The organism is Helicobacter pylori (assembly GCF_002832345.1).
GTDB lineage: Bacteria > Campylobacterota > Campylobacteria > Campylobacterales > Helicobacteraceae > Helicobacter > Helicobacter pylori_CP.
This window is the reverse complement of sequence record NZ_PHLZ01000055.1, coordinates 1-1,847: the sequence shown is the minus strand read 5'-3', so window position 1 is coordinate 1,847 and position 1,847 is coordinate 1. Positions and strand designations below refer to the sequence as shown.

1 pseudogene is annotated in these 1,847 nt (G+C 34.1%); it reads right to left on the bottom strand.

The window, feature by feature from the left end:
• Nucleotides 1-1,037: 1,037 nt before the first annotated feature.
• Nucleotides 1,038-1,847: pseudogene (gene babB / locus CXY28_RS08540) on the bottom strand (Hop family adhesin BabB); the annotation flags it as partial.

Sequence of the window (1,847 nt, the reverse complement as noted above, 5' to 3'; positions counted from 1 at the left end):
ATTAAAAAGCTGTCTTTGGCTGTATTTTGTGTAATCTTTGTTGGTGGTGTTTGGCATATTTATTCCTTTTAAAATATAAGATCAGTTCATTATAGCGCAAGCGATAGAGTGGGATTAAAAAGGTTAGAAAAATCAAAACTTAAAGATTAAAAAGCGGATTGAGAAGTTAATGAAAAAATTAAAGATCAAAAGATTAAAAAATTAAAGATCAAAAGATTAAAAAGAAGCGGATTGAAAAATCAGTGAAAAACTTAAAGATCAAAAACTTAAAGATTTAAAAGTTTTGTGAGTGAAAAATAATCGTTTTAGATTTGATTTTATAATAAAATTCATTTTCTTAAGTTTTATTTTATTTTCTTAAAGAGATAGGAAGTATTTGAAACCATTCTCCCCCTTTTAATCTCCAACTTAAACCCCCTATATAAAGAAGCGCTTTTTTAAAAACTATCGTTTAAAGTAGCATCAAGTTTTCTACTAAATAATACCAAAAATGCTAAAAAAGATTTTTTCATTTTTAAAATTATCGCTTGCTTTTGGCAAGCTCTTTTATCATTGGTTATAAAAAATACTAAAAAAGATTTTTCATCAAACCCCCCAAAAAAAAGGGTTCAAAAGAAAAGAGTTCAAAAGAAAGAAGATTTTTCATTAAAATCCCCAAAAAAACAAAGAGTTCAAAAAAAGAAAGTTTAAAAAAAGAAAGTTTTAAAAAAGAAACCCCTTAAAAAGAGAATTCAAAAACAAAGGCTTCAAAAAAAGAAGCCCCTTAAAACAAAGAGTTTAAAAAAGAAACCCCTTAAAAAAGAGAGTTTAAAAAGTAAAGAGTTCAAAAACAAAGGGTTTTAAAAACAAAGGGTTCAAAACAAAGGGTTCAAAAAACAAATCCCTTAACAAGAGAGTTCAAAAAAGAAACCCCTTAAAAAGAAGCCCCCTAAAACAAAGGGTTCAAAAACAAAGACTTCAAAAAAATTAAACCCCTCCAAAAAGAAAGGCTTCAAAAGAAACCCCTTAAAAAGGGAGTTTCACAAAGGGGTTAAGCTTTAATAAGCGAACACATAATTCAAATACACGCTATAGAGCCTTCTGTATTTGAGTTCAGCCCCCATAAAGGAATAATAGTTCGTGTTGATGGTAGGGATTTTAAGCCCTAGTTCAATCCCATGCTGAGCCGCATGATCGCTGCCTTTTTTCTTAGCCCTAGCTAAATTCATCCTCACTCCCATGTTGAACAAGAATTGGAAATTCGCCACATTCATTTTAGCGTTATAGACGTTATTCACGGTGGCTAAATTCACGTATTCAGAATTAAGCCAAGAAGTGCCCGCTAACGCAATGCCTCCAAAAAGCCCTACGGAAAGCTTGTTGTTTTTGCCTAAGAAATTGGTGGCTTTATCGTTGATGAAGTTATAGAGAGCGTCCGCTCCAAAACCATAAGTCCATACATCAGAAGCCGAGTTGAAAAAGCTGGATTTGATGAACGCATGGTTGTAATCAAAAAAGCCGTAATACCTAGCGCCCCATTTTCTTTTTTGCCCAAAGAATTGCTTATAGCCCACCTGGATACCGATCCCATTCATGGCGCCGTTGTTGGTTTGAGAACCAACAATGCCCACTTTCCTGAAGGGGTTACGCCCTAGTTCTTGGTTGATGGTTTGGATCTGGTTGTAAGAATTTTGATTCAAGTAGTAATTGGTTTCTATGCCTTGCGGGCTATAGGGGTTATTCTTTTGGCTCACCACATTTTGCAAGCTTTGCGCGTTAGGAACCTTTGAGAGCGCGGTGGTGATGCTGTTGTAAGTATTCCCTAATTCATTGTATCGGGATTTGAAATTCACCAAAGTGTCAGCGAT